This window comes from Roseicyclus mahoneyensis (genome assembly GCF_003148775.1).
GTDB lineage: Bacteria > Pseudomonadota > Alphaproteobacteria > Rhodobacterales > Rhodobacteraceae > Roseicyclus > Roseicyclus mahoneyensis.
On the sequence record NZ_QGGW01000001.1, the window covers coordinates 740,235 to 762,551 of the forward strand.

The 22,317-nt window shown below is 64.9% G+C and carries 18 protein-coding genes and 1 tRNA gene; 11 read left to right on the forward strand and 8 right to left on the reverse strand.

Going from position 1 to position 22,317, the window contains the following annotated elements:
* Nucleotides 1–5: 5 nt before the first annotated feature.
* Nucleotides 6–1,469, forward strand: coding sequence for an ABC transporter permease (locus tag C7455_RS03665; RefSeq protein WP_109665514.1), 1,464 nt, complete (start codon nt 6–8; stop codon nt 1,467–1,469).
* A gap of 84 nt (nt 1,470–1,553) precedes the next feature.
* Nucleotides 1,554–3,680 (forward strand): dipeptide ABC transporter ATP-binding protein, encoded by a 2,127-nt coding sequence (locus tag C7455_RS03670; RefSeq protein ID WP_109665516.1) that lies wholly within the window; start codon nt 1,554–1,556, stop codon nt 3,678–3,680.
* Here the strand turns inward: C7455_RS03670 and C7455_RS03675 are convergent.
* Nucleotides 3,677–4,201 (reverse strand): hypothetical protein, encoded by a 525-nt coding sequence (locus tag C7455_RS03675; RefSeq protein WP_109665518.1) that lies wholly within the window; start codon nt 4,199–4,201, stop codon nt 3,677–3,679. The two genes, C7455_RS03670 and C7455_RS03675, sit on opposite strands and share 4 nt — an antisense overlap.
* A 191-nt stretch (nt 4,202–4,392) precedes the next feature.
* Between C7455_RS03675 and C7455_RS03680 the strand changes: the two genes are divergently transcribed.
* Nucleotides 4,393–5,313, forward strand: a complete 921-nt coding sequence (locus C7455_RS03680) for an MBL fold metallo-hydrolase (protein WP_109666152.1) — start codon at nt 4,393–4,395, stop codon at nt 5,311–5,313.
* A gap of 258 nt (nt 5,314–5,571) precedes the next feature.
* Here the strand turns inward: C7455_RS03680 and C7455_RS03685 are convergent, their stop codons facing one another.
* From C7455_RS03685 to pdxH, 5 genes are all read right to left on the reverse strand, one after another.
* Complete coding sequence (locus C7455_RS03685; protein WP_109665520.1) at nt 5,572–9,246, reverse strand: vitamin B12-dependent ribonucleotide reductase; 3,675 nt, start codon at nt 9,244–9,246, stop codon at nt 5,572–5,574.
* Between the two features lie 534 nt (nt 9,247–9,780).
* A tRNA-Pro gene (locus C7455_RS03690) sits at nt 9,781–9,857 on the reverse strand.
* 50 nt (nt 9,858–9,907) lie between these two features.
* Nucleotides 9,908–10,384, reverse strand: a complete 477-nt coding sequence (locus C7455_RS03695) for a DUF192 domain-containing protein (RefSeq protein WP_245904225.1) — start codon at nt 10,382–10,384, stop codon at nt 9,908–9,910.
* Nucleotides 10,385–10,411: 27 nt separating this feature from the next.
* Nucleotides 10,412–10,930: a cold-shock protein gene (locus tag C7455_RS03700; protein WP_245904200.1), complete on the reverse strand. Its 519-nt coding sequence runs from the start codon at nt 10,928–10,930 to the stop codon at nt 10,412–10,414.
* A 171-nt stretch (nt 10,931–11,101) separates the two neighbouring features.
* Nucleotides 11,102–11,722, reverse strand: coding sequence for a pyridoxamine 5'-phosphate oxidase (gene pdxH, locus C7455_RS03705; protein ID WP_109665525.1), 621 nt, complete (start codon nt 11,720–11,722; stop codon nt 11,102–11,104).
* A gap of 136 nt (nt 11,723–11,858) precedes the next feature.
* Between pdxH and fabI the strand changes: the two genes are divergently transcribed.
* The gene (gene fabI / locus C7455_RS03710; RefSeq protein WP_109665527.1) at nt 11,859–12,671 is read left to right on the forward strand and encodes an enoyl-ACP reductase FabI; all 813 of its coding nucleotides are present in this window, start codon (nt 11,859–11,861) and stop codon (nt 12,669–12,671) included.
* Nucleotides 12,672–12,675: 4 nt separating this feature from the next.
* Nucleotides 12,676–13,197, forward strand: a complete 522-nt coding sequence (gene gpt / locus C7455_RS03715; protein WP_109665529.1) for a xanthine phosphoribosyltransferase — start codon at nt 12,676–12,678, stop codon at nt 13,195–13,197.
* A 20-nt stretch (nt 13,198–13,217) separates the two neighbouring features.
* Here gpt and aroB read toward each other — a convergent pair whose 3' ends face one another.
* Nucleotides 13,218–14,327 (reverse strand): 3-dehydroquinate synthase, encoded by a 1,110-nt coding sequence (gene aroB, locus C7455_RS03720; RefSeq protein WP_109665532.1) that lies wholly within the window; start codon nt 14,325–14,327, stop codon nt 13,218–13,220.
* Nucleotides 14,324–14,905, reverse strand: a complete 582-nt coding sequence (locus C7455_RS03725) for a shikimate kinase (protein WP_109665534.1) — start codon at nt 14,903–14,905, stop codon at nt 14,324–14,326. The genes aroB and C7455_RS03725 overlap by 4 nt, the downstream gene beginning before the upstream one ends.
* Before the next feature lie 132 nt (nt 14,906–15,037).
* Here C7455_RS03725 and C7455_RS20570 point away from each other — a divergent pair, with 132 nt between their 5' ends.
* From C7455_RS20570 to C7455_RS03750, 6 genes are all read left to right on the forward strand, one after another.
* On the forward strand, nt 15,038–15,172 hold the full coding sequence (locus tag C7455_RS20570; RefSeq protein WP_281269396.1) for a hypothetical protein: 135 nt from the start codon (nt 15,038–15,040) through the stop codon (nt 15,170–15,172).
* The gene (locus C7455_RS03730) at nt 15,162–16,700 is read left to right on the forward strand and encodes a hypothetical protein (RefSeq protein ID WP_109665535.1); all 1,539 of its coding nucleotides are present in this window, start codon (nt 15,162–15,164) and stop codon (nt 16,698–16,700) included. Before C7455_RS20570 ends, C7455_RS03730 begins: the two co-directional genes overlap by 11 nt.
* Nucleotides 16,701–16,705: 5 nt before the next feature.
* Nucleotides 16,706–17,647 (forward strand): site-specific tyrosine recombinase XerD, encoded by a 942-nt coding sequence (locus C7455_RS03735; protein WP_109666157.1) that lies wholly within the window; start codon nt 16,706–16,708, stop codon nt 17,645–17,647.
* Nucleotides 17,648–17,818: 171 nt separating this feature from the next.
* A complete protein-coding gene (locus C7455_RS03740) occupies nt 17,819–19,135 on the forward strand; it encodes an HlyC/CorC family transporter (protein WP_109666159.1) in 1,317 nt (438 codons plus the stop codon).
* 96 nt (nt 19,136–19,231) lie between these two features.
* On the forward strand, nt 19,232–21,649 hold the full coding sequence (locus C7455_RS03745; protein ID WP_109665538.1) for a GcvT family protein: 2,418 nt from the start codon (nt 19,232–19,234) through the stop codon (nt 21,647–21,649).
* The gene (locus tag C7455_RS03750; protein WP_109665540.1) at nt 21,627–22,241 is read left to right on the forward strand and encodes a nucleotidyltransferase family protein; all 615 of its coding nucleotides are present in this window, start codon (nt 21,627–21,629) and stop codon (nt 22,239–22,241) included. The genes C7455_RS03745 and C7455_RS03750 overlap by 23 nt, the downstream gene beginning before the upstream one ends.
* The last annotated feature ends 76 nt before the right edge of the window (nt 22,242–22,317 follow it).

A 22,317-nucleotide genomic window follows, 5' to 3' on the forward strand; every position in this document is an offset into this window, starting at 1 on the left:
CAAGCATGGAACCGCTGACATGGTCCGGTGATCTGGGCACCTTCCTGAACCCGCTGATGGGATTTGCCGTGGCACTGTTCGTCGCGGGTTTCGTGGCGAATTTCGCCCTTGTGCTCGCAGGCCAGCGCCCCGGCGAGATGGTGGTGAATGCGGACCACACGCTGAGCCTGCAACGCACGCCGGTCGATTTCGCACTCATGGCGATGAAATACGCCGTCCTCGTGCTCGTGCTGGGGGTGGTGGGCTACATCATCGGCGGCATGGTGCTGGCCGACCCGACCCGCAGCGGCATTCTGGGCGCGATGGCCGCAAGGCTGACGCCCGTCTGGCTGTCGCTGGTGGCGCTGTTTGCGGTCTCCATCACCTTCAAGCGCCGCTTGGGTCTTTACGGCAAGCTGTTCGACAGCCCGATCGGCATGGTAGGCTTTGGCCTTGTGATGTTCTGGATCTTCACCGCCGCGTTTTCCGGCATGGTGGCGACCCATGGTCCGATCACCGTGATCAGCCAGATGCGCAACCAGTTGCCCGGCAGCCCCTTGCCCAACCCCACCGAGGGGCAATATGGCTGGTATCTGCTGGGTGCCGACAACCTCGGGCGCGACGTGTTCAGCCGGGTGATCTACGGCGCCTTCGAGGTGCTCAAGATCGCGCCTCTGGCGACCGTCTTCGCCTTCATGGTCGGCATCACGCTGGGCCTGCCTGCGGGCTATTACGGCGGGCGGCTGGACACGGTCATCACCTTTCTGGCCAACCTCGTCCTCGCCTTTCCGGTGATCTTGCTGTTCTACCTGCTGGTCACGCCCGAGATCGTGGCGGCGGGCATCCCGAACTACCTGTCGATGGTGCTGTTCATCTTTCCCATCATCTTCTTCGTGGTGCTGTTCAACTCGCGCTTCCGCACCGACCCGCCGCGGCGCAACCTGCTGGTGGGCGCGACCGTGATATTGGGCGGTGTTGCCTATCTGTCGCTGATCTCGAACCCGTCCGATCCGAACCTGCCCTGGCTTTTCCGGCTCTGGCCCGAGATGCTGGACCTCTTCGACATTCCCGGAAACCTCCTGATCGTCTTTGTCTCGGTCGTCTTCGTGAACTCCCCAACGGTGTTCCGCATCGTGCGGGGCATCGTGCTCGACATCAAGACGCGGGACTATGTGGCGGCGGGCCAGACGCGCGGCGAAGGCCCGTGGTACATCATGCTGTGGGAGATCTTGCCCAATGCGCGCGGGCCGCTGATCGTCGATTTCTGCCTGCGCATCGGCTACACCACGATCTTGCTGGGAACCTTGGGGTTTTTCGGTCTGGGCGTGTCGCCGGAGTCTCCTGACTGGGGCTCGACGATCAACGAGGGCCGTCGCCTGCTGACGGTCTATCCGCACCCTGCCCTGCCGCCCGCGCTTGCCCTGATGAGCCTTGTTCTTGGCCTCAACCTGCTTGCGGACGGTTTGCGCGAAGAAAGCCTGAAGGACTGACATGCAGAATTTTCCTACGAAAATTCTGAAGCTTGCAAATCTTCGGACGAAGATTTGGTCCCGCCCCCAAGGAGGTGCGTGAGCATGCTCGACCAAGCCCCCGATGCCTCAGCGGTCGTCCCGGACAGCTACGACGGCCCGATCCTCGAGATCGAGAACCTGTCGATCTCCTTCTTCACCCGGCTGCGCGAAATCCCCGCCGTGATGGATTTCTCCTGCACCGTCATGCCCGGCGAGGCGATGGGGCTGGTCGGCGAGTCGGGTTGCGGGAAATCCACCGTGGCGCTTGGCGTGATGCAGGATCTGGGTGTGAACGGGCGGATCGTCGGCGGCTCGATCAAGTTCAAGGGCCGCGACCTGAACACCATGTCGCCGGAGGAGTTGCGCGCCATCCGGGGCAAGGAGATCGCGATGATCTACCAGGAACCCATGGCGTCCCTGAACCCCGCCATGCGCATCGGCCAGCAGTTGATGGAGGTGCCGATGATCCACGAAGGCATTTCCGCCGAAGAGGCGCGCAGGCGCGCGCTTGAGGTCGTCACCGACGTACGCCTGCCCGACCCGGAACGCATGTTGCGCAGCTATCCCCACCAGCTGTCCGGCGGCCAGCAGCAGCGCATCGTTATCGCCATGGCGCTGATGTCGAAACCCTCCCTCCTGATCCTCGATGAGCCCACCACCGCGCTCGATGTGACGGTGGAGGCTGCCGTGGTCGATCTTGTAAAAGATCTGGGCCGGAAATACGGCACATCCATGCTGTTCATCAGCCACAACCTCGGGCTGGTACTAGAAACCTGCGACCGGATCTGCGTGATGTATTCTGGCGAGGCGGTCGAGACCGGGTCGATCACCGATGTCTTCGACAAGATGCGCCACCCCTATACGCAGGCGCTCTTTCGCTCGATCCCGCTGCCGGGCGCCGACAAGAACGACCGCCCGCTGGTCGCCATTCCGGGCAATTTCCCCCTGCCCCATGAACGGCCCCGGGGCTGCAACTTCGGGCCGCGCTGCAGCTATTTCGAGGCCGGGCGCTGCGACTCAGGCGATATTCCCATGGCCGAACTGGCCGAGGGCGACCGCCACGAGACCCGCTGCCTGCGCCACGCCGAGATCGACTGGCGCGCGCCCGTGGCAGTCAGCGAAACCACACAGAAAAGCGAGGTCGGCGACGTGGTGCTGCGCGTCGAGAACCTCAAGAAATACTACGAGGTGGCAGCCAGTGCCTTGTTCGGCGGCGGCGAGACGCGGGTGGTCAAGGCCAACGAGACATTGAGTTTCGAGGCGCGCGAAAGCGAGACGCTGGCCATCGTGGGCGAATCGGGTTGCGGGAAATCGACGCTCGCCAAGGTGTTGATGGGGCTGGAAACGGCGACCGAGGGCAGCGTGTTCCTCGACAACCGCTCGATCGAAAGCATCCCGATCGAAAACCGCGACACGCGCACGATTTCCTCGATCCAGATGGTGTTCCAGAACCCGTTCGACACGCTCAACCCCTCGATGAGCGTGGGGCGACAGATCATTCGCGCGCTGGAGGTTTTCGGCGTGGGCGACAGCGACGCCGACCGGCGCGCGCGGATGCTGGAGCTGCTGGATCTGGTGAAGCTGCCGCGCGCCTTTGCCGAGCGGATGCCGCGACAACTCTCGGGCGGGCAAAAGCAGCGTGTGGGCATCGCGCGGGCCTTTGCGGGCGGCGCGCGGATCGTGGTGGCGGACGAGCCTGTCTCGGCGCTCGATGTCAGCGTGCAGGCTGCCGTGAACGATCTGTTGATGGAGATCCAGCGCCGCGAAAAGACGACGCTTTTGTTCATCAGCCACGACCTCAGCATCGTGCGCTATCTCAGTGACCGGGTGATGGTGATGTATCTGGGCCATGTGGTCGAGATCGGGACGACCGAACAGGTCTTCAGCCCGCCCTACCACCCCTATACCGAAGCGCTGCTGTCCGCCGTTCCCATCGCCGACACCAGCGTGACGAAGCGCGAGATCGTGCTGGAGGGCGATATCCCCTCGGCGATGAACCCGCCATCCGGTTGCCCGTTCCAGACGCGGTGCGGCTGGAAAGCGGAAGTGTCGGGCAACCGCTGCGAGACCGAGGTGCCTGTCGCCCGCACCGTGGCCGACAGCCATCAAATCAAGTGCCATCTGAGCGATGACATCCTAGCCCGGATGGCGCCGGTGATCTCCTTCGACGGTGTCGCGCGGGACGCCTAGCGCTTGCGCGCCGCCAGCACGCGACGGCGACTGGGGATCAGCATGTGGTCGGGCAAAGGCCTGCCGCTGTCGCAATGGACCAAAGACAGCGCCAAACGGTCGGCGCGCGTCAACGCCATCACGAAAAGAGCGGCACCGATGGCCAGATTGACCATTGGGCCGAACAGACCGTTCTGCGCCACGAGGGCTGCGGACATTCCCAGCAAGAGCGTGGCCCAGATCTGCACCTCGGCCCGCATGGCCGTTGCCAACAGATGCGCCGACTGTTCCGCGCCAGAGTCCTCTGGATCTATGCCGAACCAGCGAAAGAAGAACAGGCGCCTGAGCTCGGCCGTGCTGCGGTAGCCGGGCGGCAAGCGGTCCCGACCAAAGAGGTCGGAGACAATATTGTCCTCCAACCAGCAGATGCGTAGCAGCGCAAGAAGCGCCAGCGCCCCCACCAGCCCCAAGGGCACCCAGAGTGCTGCCAGCGCCCCCGCGCCAACAAGAGCCGCCCCGATCGCAACATGACCCGGTTTCATGGTCCCGCTCCCTCCCTGCAATGGTCGCCTAACGCCAGTCTGCCCCCAATCGTTCCCGTTGTGCAGGTTTTCCGTAAACTTGACCTTAAAGTGCGGCGCGCCGCCGATCTGGTCACCCGCAATCACATATCAACTTTCCTGCATATGTTTCCCGCGCTAGGGTGCCGCTGCAACCCCGGGAGGAGACCGACATGCAGATCACCCGCCGTCGCCTGATGGCGAGCGCCACCGCCACGCTGGCCGCCAGCGCCCTGCCCCGTCGCGGCTGGACGCAGACCAGCCTGATGATGGGCGACACCGAGATCATCACGCTGAGCGATGGCTGGCTCGACCTGCCCGCCGACTTCATTTTCGGGCCCATGCCGCAAGACGAGTTGGCCGCCATTCTGGCGCAATACGGCATCGACCCGAGCGCGCCCCTGACCCCGCCCTGCAACCTGACACTTCTGCGCCGGGGCGACACGCTCGCGCTTTTCGATGCCGGCGCGGGCACGCAGTTCTCGCCCAATGCGGGCACCCTGCCCGATGCGCTGGCCACGGCGGGGATCGACCCGTTCGACATCACCCATGTGATCTTTACCCATGGCCATCCCGATCACCTGTGGGGCGTGCTCGATGATTTCGACGAGCCGTTTTTCGGCAATGCCGAGCACATGATGGGCGGGGTGGAATTCGACTACTGGATGGACGAGGGGACGGTCGCCAGCATCGGCGAGGCGCGCGCCAGTTTTGCCGTCGGCGCGCAGCGGCGGCTGGAGGTCATCGCGGATCAAGTGACCCGGATCGGCGATGGCGACGAGGTGCTGCCGGGCGTGGTGGCGGGGCTGACGGCCGGACACACGCCGGGGCATCTGGTGTTCACCATCGGTGACGGGTCTGATGCGGTGATGGTGCTGGGCGATGCGATCGGCAACGACCATATCGCCTTTGCCCGGCCCGGCTGGATCTCGGGCTCGGATCAGGACCCGGAGGCGGCAGCAGCGACGCGGATGCGGCTGTTCGACCGTATCACGGCGGACGGGCTGACGGTGGTGGGCTTTCACTTGGGCCATGGCGGGATCGGCACGGTCGAGGCGGAGGGCGAGGGTTACACGTTCCGCCCGAGCGCGTGACGATCGCGCCGCCACTCATTGATCTAACAGAAAAGCGGGGGGCCATTGGCCCCCCGTTCAAGTCTCGCGTATCAGGCTCTGATCTATCTGCCCGAGGTTTCTGCCTGCCGCCTGATCCGCGTCGAGGGCGAGCGCACCCGCCCTGGATACCAAGCGTTTCCGAAGGAAACGCTTGGAGTGAGATGTAGCGAAACCGGAGGTTTCGCGGATCCCACCCCGTTCGAAAAGGGGCGCCCGATGCGGACGCCCCTCAAAACCTCAGCTGCACCCGCTCGTCCCGCCACAGGTGTTGCACTTCATACATGTCCCATTGCGGACCAGCGTGTAGTTGCCGCACTCGCCGCATGCCTCGCCCTCGTAGCCCTGCATCTTGGCGCGCGTCGCGGCATCCATGCTGACCGTGCCGGTGGTGACGGCGGTGGTGGAGGCGACAGCCGCAATGGTGGTGCCGCCGCCCCGGACCTCGGGGATCAGCGTTTCCAGCGTCACGACAGGGTCCATGCCGCCCTGAAACACCATCAACTCCTGCGGCGCGCGCTTGCGAAGATAGCCGGTGGAGGCGACCTGCTTCAGCACCTCGATCGGCGTCGAGGCGCGGCTTTCGGGCACCTCGCGGATGTTCGAAACGCCCTCCTCGGCGCCCCGGCCCACATCGTCGAAGCTGGTGCCCTGCGGCTGGACATGGGCCAGATCGGTGCGGTCCAGATAGCTGACCGCGAGTTCGCGGAAGATATAGTCAAGGATCGAGGTCGCGTTCTTGATCGCCTCGTTGCCCTGCACCATGCCCGACGGCTCGAACTTGGTGAAGGTGAAAGCGTCGACGAATTCCTCCAGCGGCACGCCGTATTGCAGGCCGACGCTGACCGCGATGGCGAAGTTGTTCATCATCGCCCGGAAGCCTGCACCTTCCTTGTGCATGTCGATGAAGATCTCGCCAAGGTTGCCGTCTTCATACTCACCGGTCCGCAGATAGACCTTGTGACCGCCGACGATGGCCTTTTGCGTATAGCCCTTGCGGCGCGAGGGCAGCTTTTCGCGGTGGGCCTTGATGACCTCCTTGATGACGATCTTCTCGACGATCTTTTCGGCGATGACCTGCGCCTTTTGCATGGTCGTGCCGGACTCCATCACCTCCTGCGCGTCTTCGTCATCCTCGACAAGCGCGGATGCCAGCGGCTGCGACAGCTTGGAGCCGTCCCGGTAGAGCGCGTTGGCCTTCACGCCCAAGGACCACGACAACTCGTAGGCCTTCTGGCAATCCTCGATCGTGGCATGGTTGGCCATGTTGATCGTCTTGGAGATCGCGCCCGAGATGAAGGACTGCGCCGCCGCCATCATGTAGATATGCGCGTCGACGCCGAGGTAGCGCTTGCCCTTCTTGCCGCAGGGGTTGGCGCAATCGAAGACGTGATAGTGGTCCGTCTTGAGGAAGGGCGCGCCTTCAAGAGTCATGGTCCCGCAGACATGGTCGTTGGCCGCGTCGATCTCGGGTTTGGTGAAGCCCAGATGGCGCAGCATCTCGAAGGTGGGATCGTTCAGCTTGTCAGCCGGGATGCCCAGCGTCTTGGTGCAGAACTCCGCCCCCAGCGTCCACTGGTTGAACACGAAGCGGATGTCGAAGGCCGACGGCAGGGCTGCTTCGATCTTCTCGATCTCGGTCCGGCCAAAGCCATGGCCGATCAGCGCGGTGTGGTTGATGCCCGGTGCCTGACCCAGCGTGCCATGACCGACCGCATAGGCGATGATTTCCTCGATCTGGGACGAGCTGTAGCCCAAGGTTTCCAGCGCGCCCGGCACGGACTGGTTGATGATCTTGAAATAGCCGCCACCGGCCAGTTTCTTGAACTTGACCAGCGCGAAATCGGGCTCGATCCCGGTGGTGTCGCAATCCATCACCAGACCGATGGTGCCGGTCGGCGCGATCACGGTCGCTTGTGCATTGCGGTAGCCGTGCTGCTCACCCAAGGCCAGCGCCTCGTCCCATGCCTGCCGGGCCAGCGCCACAAGCCGCTGGTCGGGGCAATTGGCATGGTCGAGGGCCACGGGGTTCACATTCACCCCCTCATAGCCGTCGGTCTTGCCATAGGCGGCCGCACGGTGGTTGCGGATGACGCGCAGCATGTGCTCGCGGTTCTTGGCAAAGCCTGCGAAGGCGCCAAGCTCCGACGCGATCTCGGCCGAGGTGGCATAGGACACGCCGGTCATGATTGCGGTCAGCGCGCCGCACATCGCACGCCCCTCGGGGCTGTCGTAGCCAAGGCCCATGTTCATCAACAGGCCGCCGATGTTGGCGTAGCCCAGACCCAGCGTGCGGAAGTCGTAGGACCGTTGCGCGATTTCCTTGGACGGAAACTGCGCCATCATCACGCTGATTTCCAGCGTCAGGGTCCAGAGCCGACAGGCGTGGATGTAGCTTTCGGCGTCAAACTTGCCGCCCGAATGGAAGGTCAGCAGGTTCATCGACGCCAGATTGCAGGCCGTGTCATCGAGGAACATGTATTCCGAGCAGGGGTTCGACCCGCGGATCGCCCCATCCTCGGGGCAGGTGTGCCAGGCGTTGACCGTGTCATGGAACTGGATGCCCGGATCGGCGCAGGCCCATGCGGCATGGCCGACCTTGTCCCACAGCTCCCGCGCCTTGATGGTTTTGGCCACCTTGCCGCCGACCCGGTTCAGCAACTGCCAATCCTCGTCACGCTCAACCGCTTTCAGGAAGTTATCGGTTACACGGATCGAGTTGTTGGAATTCTGGCCGGACACGCTGGAATAGGCCTCGGAGTCCCAATCGGTGTCATAGGTCGGGAATTCGATGCTCGTGTAGCCCTGCTTGGCGTAATCCAGAACCCGTTTCACATAGGTTTCCGGAATAGAGGCAGATTTCGCCGCCCGGATCGCCTTTTTCAGCGCTTCGTTCTGCGCCGGGTCGACGGCCGCCTCACGGCTGCCATCCCATTCGCGGATCGCGGTGAAGATGCCGTTGAGCATTTTCTCGTGGCTCTTGGAGCCCGCGACAAGGCTTGCGACCTTCTGTTCCTCGATCACCTTCCAGTCGATGAAAGCCTCGATATCGGGGTGGTCGGCGTCAACGATGACCATCTTGGCCGCGCGCCGCGTGGTGCCGCCCGACTTGATCGCACCCGCTGCCCGGTCGCCGATCTTGAGAAAGCCCATCAGGCCCGACGACTTGCCGCCGCCCGACAATTTCTCGCCCTCGCCGCGCAGATGGCTGAAGTTGGTGCCGGTGCCCGAGCCGTATTTGAACAGGCGCGCCTCGCGGACCCACAGGTCCATGATGCCGCCGTCATTCACTAGATCGTCGGCGACGGACTGGATGAAGCAGGCATGCGGCTGCGGATGCTCGTAGCTCGAGGTCGAGCGGGTCAGCTTGCCGGTCTTGTAGTCGACATAGAAATGGCCCTGCGCCGGGCCGTCGATGCCGTAGGCCCAGTGCAGGCCGGTGTTGAACCATTGCGGGCTGTTGGGCGCGGCCATCTGGCGCGCCAGCATCAGCTGCATTTCGGCGAAATAGGCCTCGGCGTCGGATTCGGAGGTGAAATAGCCCCCTTTCCAACCCCAATAGGCCCACGCACCAGCCAGACGGCGGAATACCTGCTTGGCTGAGATCTCGCCGACATAGCGGGCGTCTTGCGGCAGCGCCTCAAGCGCCTGTTCATCGGCGACCTGCCGCCACAAGAATTCGGGCACGCCTTTTTCGCGAACGGGCTTGAGCCGCGCGGGCACGCCTGCCTTGCGGAAATACTTCTGTGCGATCACGTCGGAGGCGACCTGGCTCCAGCCAAGGGGCACTTCGACGTTTTCGAGCTTGAACACCACGGTGCCGTCCGGATTGCGGATCTCGGAGGTGGTGGTGGTGAAATCCAGATCGGCGTAAACATCTGCGCCGGCGCGAGTAAATCTGCGTTCAATCTTCATTGTGGCTGCCCCTTTTAGCCCTTCGTTTCCGGTCCGCGGTCTGCCAGCGTCGTTGCGCTCTGACCGTCTTGTGGTTGGCGGCACGCCAAACACCCCCAACGACCAAGCCCCAAAGGGTCGTTTGCGCCTGTGCATCGCAGGCGGTGTGATGGTTGTGTGGGTGTGCCCCGTCCCTGCCGCCACCCACCATATGTTGTGGCGTTCGTACCGGCTCACACAAACTGACGTAGGACGCCCCCCGCGGTCAACGCTTTTTTTACCGGCGCGTTACAGATTTTCTTGTTGCAATCGCACCGGTCCTGCTTGCCGACCGTGAGGCAATGATTCATCCCCAAATCATTAAATCCCACTCAGAAAGCGGAATTTCCTTTTCTCGAGCAGGCTTGCGCAACGGACCCGAAGCAATGGGTGAAGTTTCTCCACAAGCCCGACGGCGCAAATGCAGCCAAGACCGGCGCGGCGCGACGGGACCTGCCACAACATATGGTTGCACTGCGCGGCACGATGGCCACAGGTAGAGGGCAAAAATGGAAATGGTCGGGGCGGCGAGAATCGAACTCACGACCTTCTGTACCCAAAACAGACGCGCTACCAGGCTGCGCTACGCCCCGACGAAGGTTCTGTTACAGCGCCCGTTGCGCATTGGAAAGCCCCCGGCGCTTCATTCGACCACGCAGGGCCAGGCGGCGATGTCTTGGACGATGGCGGGATGGCGCATCTGATCACCCTCGGACAGGCCCAGCGTCGCGGCCATGCCGCCATTGATCTCGAGCACATACTGGATGCCATCGCCGCCCGGAATCGACGTTCGGTCCAGCGGCACGGCATTCTCGTGGATCCGGCGCACCAGCCCCGTCTCGTCGGCGAAAATCATGTCGAGCGGGATAAGCGTGTTTTCCATCCAGAAGCTGACGCTTTGCGGACGCTCGTAGACGAAGAGCATGCCGGACATTCGCGGCATCTCGGGCACATGCATCAGACCGCGCGCGCGCAACTGCGGCGTATCGGCGATGACGACCCGAAACCGCACGATGCCGAAATCGCCGCGCATCTCGAGGCGGTCCTCGCTGCAAGCAGCCTCTGCGGCGTGGGGAAGCACCAACGCCGCAAAGGTGGCGGCCAGCAACGAGATGAACAAACGCACAGACGGTCTCTCAAGATTGGGTCAGATGTAATCCCAGCTGCGCACTTCGGCGGCCATCTTGCCGCGCAGCCCGTCGACGACCTTGATCGCAACCGCCTCACCGGGTTGCAGGTCGGCAAGACCACAGCGACGCAAGACCTCCACATGCACGAACACATCCTCAGGATGCCCGAAGACATTGGCAAAGCCAAAGCCTTTCGCCCGGTCGAACCATTTCACCCGCGCAGCCACAAAGGCCACATCGGGCGCAAGACCCACGATGTCGCCATCCAGGGAAGCGCCTTCGGGCGGTTCTATCGACAGCACCTCGACGGCCTGAATGCCACGCGGGGTATTTTGCGCCATAACGGTGACGCGCGCCTCTTCGACGACAGAGCCCTGACCAAAGTTCCGCAACACATTCGCATGCAGCAAGATGTCCGGACCACCCTCCTCGTCAAGGAGAAAGCCGAACCCTTTGCCGGCATCAAACCACTTCACGCGGCCGCTCAGCTGCGCCGCGCCGCTCCCGTTTTCGTCGGCCATTATGGCATATCCCATCTCACCGCCCCTCACAACGCCATCCCATGACAGGATGGCAGTGGTGCTGGCGTCGATACAAGGCAAAAATACATCTACATAACAGCTACTTGAAAATTCACGCTTCGTGAAATGGAAAGACCTCTGCCGCTTCCGCAACGTCAGGGCACGGCCAGACAGGCTTCTGGGCGGTCAGGGGTTCAGGCGCGAGACGTCCCACGCAGCGCCTGCTTCGGGGCGGGTCCAGCGAAACCGGTCATGCAGACGGAACGGTCCGTCGGCCCAGAACTCGATCTCAACCGGGGTGATGCGGAAGCCACCCCAAAACGGCGGACGGGCGGGATTGACGCCCTGTTGGGTGGTCACGCGCGCCACCTCGGCCACCAGCGCGGCGCGGCCCGACAGCGGTTGCGATTGCTTCGAGGCCCATGCCCCAAGCCGGCTTTTCAGCGAGCGCGAGGCGTAATAGTCATCGGCCTGCGCGCCCTCCTCCCGCGTGACGGTGCCCCGCACCCGGATCTGGCGCCGCAGCGATTTCCAGTGCATTACGAAGGCCGCCTTGCCAGAGGCCGTGATCTCGCGGCCCTTGGCACTGTCGTAGTTGGTGTAGAAGACAAAGGCCCCCTGCCCCGCGCCCGGCGCCTCGATCTCCTTGAGCAAGACCATGCGCACATTTGGCAGGCCGTCGGAGTCGACGCTGGCCAGCGCGATGGCATTGGGGTCGTTGATCTCGGCGGCCTCGGCCTCGGCCAACCAAGCACGGGCCAGAACGAAAGGGTCATCGCCCGCGAAAATGCCAGTTCGGTCGCTCATGCCATGTCCCCTTGTCTGTCACCTACTCGCGTCAGCTAGCGCCCGGATGCGCGCCGTGCAAGGTTGCGTCTCTTGATGCCTTGCGGGCGATGCCTTAAGCGATCCAGCAGAAACGCAGAACGGACGGTGACTTGAGATGGGTTTGATGACTGGCAAGCGCGGGCTCATCATGGGGCTGGCCAATGACAAATCCATCGCATGGGGCATCGCCAAGGCACTGGCCACCGAAGGGGCCGAGTTGGCCTTTTCCTACCAGGGCGAGGCGCTTCTGAAGCGCGTTCAGCCGCTGGCGGGCAGCCTTGGTTCGACCCTGATGATCCCCTGCGATGTGGGTGACGAGGGGTCGCTTGACGCGCTCTTCGAGACGCTGCAGGCGGAATGGGGCAGCCTCGACTTCGTGGTCCATGCGATCGGGTTCTCCGACAAGAACGAGCTGCGCGGGCGCTATGTCGAGACCAGCCCCGCGAATTTCGCCATGACGATGAACATCTCGGTCTACTCCTTCACCGCCGTCTGCCAGCGCGCGGAAAAGATGATGCCCAATGGCGGCTCGCTTTTGACGCTGACCTATTACGGCGCCGAAAAGGTCATGCCGCATTACAACGTGATGGGCGTGGCCAAGGCCGCGCTGGAAGCATCCGTGATGTATCTGGCCGAGGATCTGGGCCGTGACGGCATCCGGGTGAACGCGATTTCGGCGGGAACGATCAAGACGCTGGCAGCCAGCGGTATCGGCGATTTCCGCTACATCCTGAAATGGAACGAATACAACTCGCCCCTGCGGCGCACCGTGACACAAGACGAGGTCGGGCAATCCGCGCTTTACCTGCTGTCGGACATGTCGAGCGCCGTGACCGGCGAGGTTCTGCATGTCGATGCAGGCTACCACGTCATCGGGATGAAGAACCCCGAAGCGCCGGACATGTCGCTCGAGAAAAAGGAAGGCTGACAGCATGATCACGCCCCTGCCCCATGAAAAAGGCTTCCACGTCAGCTGGGATCAGTTGCACCGCGACGCGCGCGCGCTGGCCTGGCGGCTGGACAAGCGCGGGCCGGGCGCGGATGGCGCGTGGCGCGCGGTTGTGGCGATCACACGCGGCGGAATGGCGCCCGCGATGATCGTGGCGCGCGAGCTTGATATCCGCACCGTCGACACGATCAGCGTGAAATCCTACCACGCGGGCGGCGGCAAGGCTGACACCCAGCGCGAGGCAGAGGTGCTGAAAAGCCCCGACGACGCGATGATGGGCGATGGCGAGGGTGTGCTGATCGTCGATGACCTTGTGGACACCGGCAAGACGCTGGAACTGGTCCGCCAGCTTTACCCCAAGGCACATTTCGCCACGATCTACGCCAAGCCCAAGGGCGAGCCGATGGTGGATACCTTCATCACCGGCGTCAGCCAGGACACCTGGATCTTCTTTCCGTGGGACATGGCGCTGCAATACGTCGAGCCCTATCGCGGGAAGGATTGAGGCCGCCCGAAAATGCGGCCCTAACCGTCCAATCCATCCGACAACACGCCCCGCACCGCCTCCACAGGAACATCGGCGGCGACGAAAGCCTGCCCGATCCCGCGGGCAAGGATAAAGCGCAGCTGGCCGTCGACCACCTTCTTGTCCTGTCCCATCAGCGCCACCAGGCCGTCCACATCCGGCAGATCGCCCGGAATGTCGGACATGTCGCACCTCATCCCCATCTCGGCCAGATGCGCCCTGACCCGGCTCGGCTCCTCCTGTGCGCACAGCCCCAGCCGCGCCGACAGATCAAAAGCCAGCGCGCAGCCGATGGCCACGCCTTCGCCATGCAAGAGCCGGTCGGAATAGCCCGTCGCGGCCTCCAGCGCATGGCCAAAGGTATGGCCCAGATTGAGCAGCGCGCGGTCGCCCTGCTCGGTCTCGTCACGCACCACGATGTCGGCCTTCATCTGCACCGACCGGCGCACCGCTTCGGCCCTGAGGCCCGCGTCGCCCGCCGCCAAGGCAGGCCCGTTCAGCTCCAGCCAGTCGAAGAAATCTGCATCCCCCAAAAGCCCGTATTTCGCCACCTCGCCGTACCCCGCGCGGAAATCGCGGGGCGCAAGCGTGCCCAGAACATCGATATCGGCCAGAACGAGGCTTGGCTGGTGAAAGCTGCCCACAAGGTTCTTGCCGTGGCTGGTGTTGATCCCCGTCTTGCCGCCGACAGAGCTGTCGACTTGCGCCAGCAGCGAAGTCGGCACCTGCACGAACCGCACGCCGCGCCGCACAATCGCGCAGGCGAACCCCACCAGATCGCCGATCACGCCACCGCCGAAGGCCAGCACCACATCGCGCCGTTCGACCCGCTCCTCCAGCAGCCATTCGACCACCCGGATCAGGTGCGGCCAGCTTTTCGTGCCCTCGCCCGGCGGCAGCACCAGCGCTGCGGCTTGCACACCGGCCGCGCGCAACCCTGCCTCCAGCCCCACCAGATGCAGGCCCGCCACCGTCTCCTCGGTCACGATCCAGACCCGCGACCGCCGCAGCAAGGGCGCGATCTCTTCGCCTGCCCGCGCGATCAGGCCCGCCCCGATCCGCACGTCATAGGCGCGCTCGCCCAAGGGCACATGCACTGTCACGTTCATCCGCGATATCCCTCCACAGCGCCCACGCGCGCCAGTTCCGTCATGACATGTTCGGCGGTCTCTTCGATCGACCAATCGGCATGAACCTCGACCGACAGCGGCGCCAGCGCATAGACCGGCGCGCGGTCGGCATAAAGCGCCGTCAGGGTGGCCTTGGGCGAACGGGTGCGCAGCAGCGGCCGGGTCGTCTTGTGCCGCACCCGCGACCAGAGCAGCTCCAGATCGGCCTTGAGCCAGACCACCGCGGCGTTTGCCGTCAAAAGCCCTCGGTTGGCCTCCGCCATCCAGGCCCCGCCCCCCGTCGACAGGACCGACGGCGGCCCTTCGAGCAGCCGGGCGATGACGGCGCTTTCCTTTTCCCGAAAGAAGGGCTCGCCGTAACGCTCGAAGATCTCGGCGATGGAGAGCTGGCTGGAATTCACGATCTCGGCATCCGAGTCGCGCATCTCCACCCCCAGCCGCGTGGCCAGCGCGCGACCCACGGCAGTCTTGCCCGCCCCCATCATCCCCACAAGGACAACGGTGCGGCACAGCGCTTCGCCCCGGTCTTCACGCGATTGTGGCGTCGTTTCGCCCATGGCCCCGAAAAAACTTTCCTCTGACTGGCGCAATTTCGCCGGTCATGCCTTATAAGGATTTCAGAACGGCGGCAAACGCCGATCCGCGCGATCTACGCGTGGAAGGTGATCTGAGGCAAGGAGCGCAAGACCATGGGGCGCATCATTCGCTTTGTGCTGATCCTGATCATGCTGGGGGGACTTGGCCTGATCGGTTATTCCTATTCCGGCTATCTCGTCCCCGCGCAGCAGACCGTGACCTTGCCGGTGGAGATCGATGTCGATTAAACCCGCCGCTGCGGCGCTCGGCCTGTTTGTGATCTGCGCCCCGCCTGTCCTTGCGCAGGCCCAAAACCCCGGCGATCTGTCCGACCTGCCCGAGATGACAGCCCCCGAATGGCTGTCTGACACCATCACCCGGCCGCATGCCAATGTCGCCACCTCGGCCCTGCCACCCCAGATCACCGTCATGCCCATCGGCGCGGTCGAGATCGAGGCGATCGGCCTCTTGCCCCCTGCCATCACCGGCCTGCCGCGCGACCTCTGGGGCAGTTCCGAGACCGAAACGCTCGCCCGCCTGATCGGGGCGCAACCGGTGCAGGGGCTGCCCGCGATCCAGAGCTTTACCGAAACCCTCGTGCTGGCCGAACTTGACCCGCCCGTCGATGCCGACCCTGACCGCGCGGCCTTGTTTCTGGCGCGCCTCGACCTGTTGCTGGCACGCGGCGCGCTTGACCCGGCGCAGGCGTTGATCGAACGCGCAACCCCGCGCAACCCCGAGGTCTTCCGCCGCTGGTTCGACATTTCGCTTCTATCGGACCACGCCGAACGGGCCTGCACGGCGATGGCCGCCAACCCCGACATCGCCCCCACGCTACCCGCACGCATCTTTTGCCTTGCGCGCTCGGGCGACTGGTCGGCCGCCGCGCTCACATTAGGCACCGGCGAGGCGCTGGGACGGATCACCACCGAGGAGGGCGACCTGATCGCGCGCTTTCTCGACCCCGAACTGTTCGAGGGCGAGGACCCGCTGCCGCCCGACACGGCCCTGACACCGCTGACCTTTCAGATGCGATCGGCGATCGGCGAACGGCCCTCGACCGCCCGCCTGCCCTTGGCCTTCGCCCATGCCGATCTCAGCGATCTGGCCGGCTGGCGCGCGCAACTGGACGCCGCCGAACGCCTGACGCGCTCGGGCGCGATCGAACCGGCACAGTGGCTGGCGATCTACACCGCGCGCGTCCCCTCGGCCTCGGGCGGGGTCTGGGACCGGGTCGCGGCGCTGCAACGCTTCGACGCCGCCATCCTTGCTGGCGACACGGCCAGCACCACCGCCCATCTTGCCCCGGCATGGGAGGCGATGGTGGCCGCGGGCCTCGAGGTCGCTTTTGCCGAGATCTATGCCGATCCCCTGATGCGCCTGCCGCTCACGGGCGAGGCGGGGTTGCTTGCGCGGCGCATCGCGCTGTTGTCCTCGCGCTATGAACAGGTGGCGCAGGCGGCGGTGGCGCAAAGCGAGGCGGAACGTTTCGCCTTCGCCATTGCCACCGGCCAGACCGCCGAACTGCCCACGGGCGCGGGCCTGATGGCCGCCGCCGTGTCAGGGGCCTATGCCGACACCCTGCCGGACCATCGCTATGCCTGGTTTCTCGACAACGACCGTCTGGGCGAGGCGCTGCTGCGCGCGGCCCTCGTCCTCTCCGACCCGGACCGCGACCCCGATGATGTCACCGACGCACTCACACTCTACCGCACCGTTGGGTTGGAAGATGTGGCACGGCGCGCGGCGCTGCAACTCGTCTTGCTGGCCGAATGACCGCGATGGCCGCCCCGCCAGACGACACCCGCAAGATTGCCGTCTTCCTCGACGCGCAGGCCGCCGAACAAGGTGCTGCGCGCAACACGCGGCTGGCCTATGGCCGCGACCTGCAAGATGCCCGTGACTGGCTTGCCCGCCAGGGCGGCGACCTCAGCCATGCAGCGCGGTCCGCGGTCGAGGCCTACCTGACGCATCTCGACGCGCAGGGGCTGGCCCCCGCCACCCGCGCGCGCCGCCTCTCGGCGCTCAAGCAGTTCTACCGCTTCGCGGTCGACGAAGGCTGGCGCCCAGACAACCCGGCGCTGCAGATCAAGGGGCCGGGCAAGCGCCGGGCCCTGCCCGACACGCTCAGCATGGCCGAGGTCGACGCACTGCTCATTGCGGCCACGACCCATGGCCGCACCCCCGCCGACCGGCTGCGCAACACCTGCCTGATGCAGGTGCTCTATGCCACGGGCCTGCGGGTCACCGAACTGGTCTCGCTGCCTGTGGCGGCGGTGCGCGGCAATCCCCAACTTCTTTTGGTGCGCGGCAAGGGCGACAAGGACCGCATGGTCCCGCTCTCGCCACCCGCGCGCGTGGCGATCACTGACTGGCTCGCGCACCGCGACGCCGAGGAGGATCGCGCGCGTATGGAAACCGGTGCCAGACCCTCGCCCTTCCTTTTCCCCTCCCGAGCCAGGGAGGGACATCTGACGCGCATCCGCTTTTTCACGCTGATCAAGGAACTGGCTCTGGCCGCCAAGCTCGACCCGGCCAAGATCACGCCCCACACGCTCCGCCATGCCTTCGCCACCCACCTGTTGCAAAACGGCGCAGACCTGCGCGCGATCCAGACGCTGCTGGGCCACGCCGACATCGCCACCACCGAGATCTACACCCACATCCTCGACGACCGCCTCAAGCGCCTCGTCCTCGAAAACCACCCGTTGGCGACGCGCTGATCCCGCATCAAGGCGCCGCGCGCGCCCTTCTTCGTTTTGCAAATATCCCGGGGCAACGGCCGCAGGCCGTTGGGGGCAGAGCCCCCCTGCAACATCGACCGTCGGGCGCAAGCACGCCATCTTGCAGCAACGCGCGCCACACTCCATAACCAAGCCATGGAACCCTCCACGATGACAGATACCGCGGCCGCACTGGCCGACCCCTCGACATGGATCACGGCCGCCGTGATCTTTGTGCTGCTCGTCTGCTCGGGCATCTTCTCGGGGTCTGAAACGGCCCTGACGGCAGCTTCGCGCGGCAAGCTGCGCGCGATGGCCGATCGCTCCGACGGGGCCGCGAAAGGCGCGCAGCGCGCGCTGGTGCTCAAGGAAGACAGCGAGCGGCTGATCGGCGGCATCTTGCTGGGCAACAACCTGGTCAACATCCTGGCCACCTCGCTGGCGACGGTGCTCTTCACCGCCATTGTCGGCGAAGGCGGCGTGGCCATCGCCACGCTGGTGATGACCGCGCTTGTCCTGATCTTTTCCGAGGTCCTGCCAAAGACCTACGCCATCAACGACCCCGAGCGGACGGCGGCGCGCGCAGCGCGGCCCATCGGGCTGGTCATTGCCGTCATGGCCCCGGTCGTGGCGATCGTGCGCCTGATCGTGCGTGGCGTGCTGCGCATCTTCGGCGTCAAGATCGACGCCAGCGCCAACATGCTGTCGGTACACGAGGAAATCATGGGCGCGCTGTCGATCGGCCATTCCGAAGGCACGGTCGAAAAGGAACAGCGCGACCGCCTGCTGGGCGCGCTCGACCTGCATGAGCGCACGGTCGAGGAAATCATGCTCCACCGCTCCGGCATCGAGATGATCGACGGCGAGGCCGACCCTGAGGTGATCCTGAGCCAGGCGCTGCGATCGCCCCACACCCGTCTGCCGGTCTTCAAGGGCGAGCCGGAAAACGTCATCGGTCTTGTCCATGCCAAGGACCTTTTGCGCGCCGTCGACCGCCTGACCCGCGGCGAGGATGCACCGGGCATCTCGGGCTTCAAGATCATGGATGTGGCGGTGAAACCCTATTTCATCCCCGAGACCACCACGCTTGACGACCAGCTGCGCCAGTTCCTGCGCCGTCACACGCATTTCGCGCTGGTGGTCGATGAATACGGCGCGCTGCGCGGTCTCATCACGCTCGAGGACATCCTCGAGGAAATCGTGGGCGAGATCACCGATGAATTCGACGTCAAAGAGGCCCCGGAGCTGACACCGGCGCCCGATGGCAACTATCTGATCGACGGGTCAATGACGATCCGCGACTTCAACCGCGCGACCGATTTCACCCTGCCCGACGAAGAGGCCAACACGGTCGCGGGCCTTGTCATCCACGAGGCACAGACCATCCCCGTGGTGGGCCAATGCTTCAGCTTCCATGGCTTCCGGTTCGAGGTCGCCGAACGCGACCGCAACCGGCTGACACGCCTCAAGGTCCGGAAACTGGGCTGAGCCGGGCGGTTCAAGCGCGCCAGCCGATGTCGCTTTCTGACATGAACCGGCCGGGGTGCGCGCCTTTGATGCCCGCGAACACAGGCGGAGGCTGACATGAAAACCACCACACGGGTCTGCATCATCGGGGGCGGGGTCGTCGGCTGCTCGGCCGCCTATCATCTGACCAAGATGGGATGGTCGGACGTGATGCTGCTTGAGCGCTCGGAACTGACCAGCGGGTCCACATGGCATGCGGCCGGCGGGTTCCACACGCTCAACGGCGACACCAACATGGCCGCGCTGCAGGGCTACACCATCCGCCTCTACCGCGAGCTAGAGGCGCTGACAGGCATGTCTTGCGGTCTGCACCATGTCGGCGGCATCACGCTGGCCGACACGCCCGAACGCTTCGACATGCTCAAGGCCGAGCGCGCGAAACACCGCACCATGGGCAACGACACCGCGATCATCGGCCCCGAGGAAATCCGCAAGCTCTCGCCCATCACGAACACCGACGGCATCCTCGGCGCGCTTTATGATCCTCTCGACGGGCATCTGGACCCTTCCGGCACGACCCACGCCTATGCACGCGCCGCGCGGATGGGCGGGGCAGAGATCGTGCTGCATACCAAGGTGATCGCAACCAATCCCCGCCCCGACGGCACATGGGACGTTGTGACCGACAAGGGCACCATCCACGCCGAACATGTGGTCAATGCGGCAGGCCTCTGGGCGCGCGAGGTGGCGGCGATGGCGGGCTGCTACCTGCCGCTGCACCCGATGGAACACCAGTATATCGTGACCGAGGATGTGCCCGAGATCATGGCCATGCTCGATGCAGGGGGCGAGCATCCGCATGTGATGGACCCCGCCGGCGAAAGCTATCTGAGGCAAGAGGGGCGCGGTCTGTGCATCGGCTTCTATGAGCAACCCTGCCGCCCCTGGGCCGTCGATGGCACACCATGGGGCTTCGGCCACGAGCTTTTGCCCGATGATTTCGACAAGATCGAGGCCAGCATCGAGTTTGCCTACCGCCGATTCCCCGTGTTGGAACGCGCGGGCGTGAAATCGGTGATCCACGGCCCCTTCACCTTCGCCCCCGACGGCAACCCTCTGGTGGGCCCGGTGCCGGGGCTGCGCAACTACTGGTCGGCCTGCGGCGTGATGGCGGGCTTTTCGCAAGGCGGCGGCGTGGGCCTGATGCTGGCGCAATGGATGGTCGAGGGCGAATGCGAGCGCGACGTGATGGCGATGGATGTCGCCCGTTTCGGGCGCTGGATCGGGCCGGGCTACACGCTGCCCAAGGTGATCGAGAACTACCAGACGCGGTTTTCCGTGGTCTATCCCAACGAGGAAAAACCCGCCGCCCGTCCCCATCGCACGACGCCGATGTATGACACGTTCGACGCCATGGGCGCGGTCTGGGGCCAGCAATACGGGCTGGAGGTGGTCAATTACTTCGCCACCGACGGCGAGGCGCGCTACGAGACGCCGAGTTTTCGACGCTCCAACGCATGGCAGGCCACCGCGCGCGAGGTGCAGGCCGTGCGCAACTCGGTCGGCATCAACGAGCTGCAGAACTTTGGCAAATACCGCGTGACGGGATCGGATGCGCGGGCCTGGCTCGACCGGGTGATGGCGGGCCGCATCCCCGCGCCGGGCCGGTTGTCGCTGACGCCGATGCTGTCGGAAAAAGGCAAGATCATCGGCGATTTCACCGTCTCCTGCCTGTCGGAAACCGAGTTCCAACTGACCGCAAGCTATGGTGCGCAAGATTACCATTTGCGCTGGTTCGACAAATGGTTGCAGGGCGATGTTCAGGTCACGAACATCTCGGACAGCCGCAGCGGGTTCCAGATTGCAGGGCCCCGCGCGCGCGATCTGCTGGCGGCCGTCACCCGTGCCGATGTCGCGCCCGAGGCGTTCCGTTTCATGGACGTGCGTCGCCTGCCCATCGGCCTGTCGGACGCCATCGTGCAACGCGTGAGCTACACCGGCGATCTGGGCTACGAGATCTACGTCGACGCGATGGAGGTCCGCGCGCTGTGGCGGCTCTTGTGGGACAAGGGGCAGGAATTCGGGATCAAGCCATTCGGGATGCGCGCGATGATGTCGCTCCGTCTTGACCGGTTCTTCGGCTCGTGGATGCGGGAATATTCGCCCGATTACACCCCCGCCGAGACCGGCCTCGACCGGTTCATCGCTTGGAAGAAGAACACCGATTTCATCGGGCGCGCGGCCGCCGAGGCCGAGCGGGCAAGCCCCCCGGCCCGGCGGCTGGCGCAATTCGTCGTCGCGGCGGGCGATGCCGATGTGGTGGCCTACGAGCCGATCTGGCTGGAGGATGCGGTTGTGGGCTTCTGCACCTCGGGCGGGTATGCGCATGGGTCTGGGAAATCGGTCGCCATGGGCTTTTTGCCTGCCGACCGCATCGCCGAGGGGCTGGCCGTCGAGATCGAGATCTTGGGCGAGCGGCGACCGGCCCGCGTGGTGACGGCGCCGCTATGGGATGATCCACGGATGCGGGCCTGAGACCGTGCCGGCCCCCACCATCGTGTTGCTGGCCGCGGGCAGTTCCTCGCGCATGAGGGGCCGCGACAAGCTGATGGAGGATGTGGGCGGCCTGCCATTGATCCGCCTAATGGCCGGGCGCGCGGTCAAGGCGGGCGCGCCGGTGCGCGTGGTGCTGGGCCCGGTCCAACCCCTGCGCCGCGCAGCGCTGGACGTGCTGGCGGTGGAGATCGTCGAGGCAGAAGATGCCGATGGCATGGCCGCATCCATCCGCGCGGGCGTGAACGGGCTGTCCGGCCCGGTGCTCTTGGCCTTGGCAGACATGCCCGAGATCACGGCCAACGATCTATACCTGATGGTCAGCCTTGCCGCGCAATCCCCCAAGGCGATCCTGCGCGCCGCGACCAAGGACGGCACACCCGGTCACCCGGTCCTGTTTCCGGCCGATCTTCTGCCCGATCTGGCCCGCCTGACCGGTGATACCGGCGCGAAATCCATCCTGACACGCGAGGCTGCGCGCGTGCATCTTCTGCCACTGGCCGATGACCGGGCGGTGGTCGATCTCGACACGCCCGAAGCCTGGGCGGCCTGGCGCGCGACCCGCCCGGCATGAAAAAGGGGCGGCCCTTGCAGGCCGCCCCTTTTCCCTTTTCCTCGCCCGCGCAGGCACCCGGAGACCCGGGCCGCAG